This window comes from Streptomyces sp. NPDC059456, assembly GCF_042750055.1.
Classification (GTDB): Bacteria; Actinomycetota; Actinomycetes; order Streptomycetales; family Streptomycetaceae; genus Streptomyces.
Window position 1 is genome coordinate 1 of sequence record NZ_JBHYVA010000939.1, and the last position, 2,539, is coordinate 2,539.

Sequence of the window (2,539 nt, forward strand, 5' to 3'; positions counted from 1 at the left end):
TGCTGGGCGGTCCGGGCGGCTCCGGCGAGACGATCGCGCTCTCCGGCAACGAGCCCGGCCAGCACCTCGACGTCACCCTCGCCCGGGTCGTCGACCCCGCGGATCCCGGCCCCTCACCCGAGCCCGCCGCCTTCGCCCCCGGCCGCCTGGTGGCCGTACAGTTCCGGCTGGAGAACACCGGGACCGCCCCGTACCGGGACTCCCCCGCGAAGGCCTCGCACCTGCTGGACGCCGACGGGCGGCGGTTCACCGGCTCCAACACCCCGACCGGCGCCGGCCCCGTCTTCCCCGACACCGTCACCCTCGCCCCCGGCGGCTCGGCGCTCGGCTTCGTCACGTTCCGCCTGCCGAACGGCGCCGCCCTCGCCGCGGTCCAGTTCGCGCTGAACACCGGCCTCGCCGACGACGTCGGGCACTGGAGCCTCCCGTAAGGCCGCCGCCCGCCCCCTTGACCACCGTGGTCCAGACCAATAGTTTCCGGCATGCACCGCGCACGCGTCCCGCACCGCTCCCGCCTCCCCGAAGGAAGCCCATGCGCCGCAGCATGCCCGGCAGGCTGGCCGTCGCCGCCTGTTCCCTCTCCCTGCTGACCGCCCTCGCCCCGGCCGCCGCCGCGCAGGCCGACGGCGGACACGACCGCTCCTACAAGCGCGTCGGGTACTTCACCCAATGGGGCGTCTACGGAAGGGACTTCCAGGTCCGGGACCTGGAGACGAGCGGCACTGCCGGCAGGCTCACCCACATCAACTACGCCTTCGGCAACATCAGCGCCGAGGGCAGGTGCTTCACCGGCAGCGTGCCGGGCGAGGCCGACGCCTGGGCCGACTACGCGCGCCCGCTCGACGCCGCGCACTCCGTCGACGGGGTCGCCGACACCGCCGAGCAGCCGCTCGCCGGGAACTTCAACCAGCTGCGCGAGCTCAAGGCCAGGCACCCGGGCCTCAAGGTCCTCCTCTCGCTGGGCGGTTGGAGCTGGTCCACGCACTTCTCGGACGCCGCGCTCACCCCCGCCTCCCGCAAGGCGCTCGTCCAGTCCTGCATCGACCTCTACATCAAGGGCAACCTGCCGCAGGACGGCGCCCGCGGCGGCGCGGGCGCGGCAGCCGGCGTCTTCGACGGGATCGACCTCGACTGGGAGTGGCCCGGCTCGGCCGGTGACACGGACACCACGTACCGGCCCGAGGACAAGCGGAACTTCGCCGAGCTGGTGAAGGAGTTCCGCACCCAGCTCGACGCGTACGCGCGCAGCCGGAAACGGAAGGAGAAGTACGAGCTGACGGCGTTCGTCCCGACCGCCCCCGCGAAGATCGACGCGGGCTTCGACGTCCGCCGCATCATGCGCGACCTCGACTTCGTCACCCTCCAGGGCTACGACTTCCACGTCTCCGGCGAGCCGACCACGGCGCAGCAGTCCGCGCTGTACTCCCGCGGCGACTTCAGCGTGGACGGCACGGTAGAGGCCTGGCGCCGCCGCGGGGCGCCCGCGCACAAGCTGGTGATGGGGATGCCGTTCTACGGGCAGGGCTGGACCGGCGTCAGCGGCGGCGGGGACGGCATGGGGCAGCCGGCGGCCGGCCCGGCCCCGGCGACCTGGGCGGCCGGGTACGAGGACTACAAGGCACTGAAGAAGCTCGCCGATTCGGGTGCGTACCGGGTCTACCGCGACCGCCGGAACGGCCACGCCTGGCTGTTCGACGGCAGCACGTTGTGGACGTACGACGACCCCCGGGTGCTGCGGACCAAGGCGGAGTACATCCGCGCGAACGGCCTGGGCGGCGCGATGTTCTGGTCGCTGGACGCGGACACCGCCGACGGTGAGCTGATGACGGCCGTCGACCGGGGTCTGGCCGGCCGGTGACCTCCGGCCGGCGGGCCGCCGACCGGCCATGAGACCGGCGCCGCCGGGCCGCGGACGTCGACCGGCCCGGCGGCGTCCCACCACGCCCCCCCCGCCATCAAGATCGCGACGATACGGGCCGTCAACGGGCTCACCACGCGCTGGGCCCGGCACGCGGTGACCTCGGTCGCGCCCGCCCGGGAGCTGCCGACCGGCCTGGACGGCGTACGGGGCCTCCGGGCGGCCACCGGCCCGTGGACCCGGGCGGGCCTCCCGGCCGTGGGGCGGACCGCGGTGGAAGCCGCCCGGACCCTGCTCTGTCGGTGCCGTGTGGCACTCTGCACCGCGTGAACGAGGACATGCACGGGGCCGCGCTGATCGACCGGGTGATCGACCGGGTCGGACGGCAGGGGTGGCCCACGTCGGACGCGCCGGACCTGTCCGAACCGGTGCCGCTCGCACCGGAGGTGATCGACCGGCTGAGGCTGCCCGGCGGCAGGCCCCTGCCGCCGAGCCTGCGCCGCTGGCTGGCCTTCGACGGCTCCTGGCTCGCCGATGCCGGCTGGTACGAGGACGCCCGGGAGCCCGCGTTCGGCGACCGCGGGCTGGGGGCGACGGCGCAGTGGATGTACGGCGACGACGGTGTCATGGCCGGGATGTTCGCCGACTTCGAGACGCTGCTGCCCGCGGTGTGCCTGCCGC

2 protein-coding genes and 1 pseudogene are annotated in these 2,539 nt (G+C 74.3%); all 3 read left to right on the top strand.

Going from position 1 to position 2,539, the window contains the following annotated elements; all coding sequences use genetic code 11:
• A partial coding sequence (locus tag ACFXA3_RS40790; protein ID WP_385196242.1) for a hypothetical protein occupies positions 1-431 on the top strand: 431 nt, incomplete at its 5' end.
• Between the two features lie 101 nt (positions 432-532).
• A complete protein-coding gene (locus ACFXA3_RS40795) occupies positions 533-1,858 on the top strand; it encodes a glycoside hydrolase family 18 protein (RefSeq protein WP_385196245.1) in 1,326 nt (441 codons plus the stop codon).
• 326 nt (positions 1,859-2,184) lie between these two features.
• Positions 2,185-2,539: pseudogene (locus tag ACFXA3_RS40800) on the top strand (hypothetical protein); the annotation flags it as partial.

Coding starts and splice junctions, on each gene's coding strand:
- ACFXA3_RS40795 (WP_385196245.1), top strand. CDS start 533: ATGCGCCGCAGCATGCCCGGCAGGCTGGCCGTCGCCGCCTGTTCCCTC.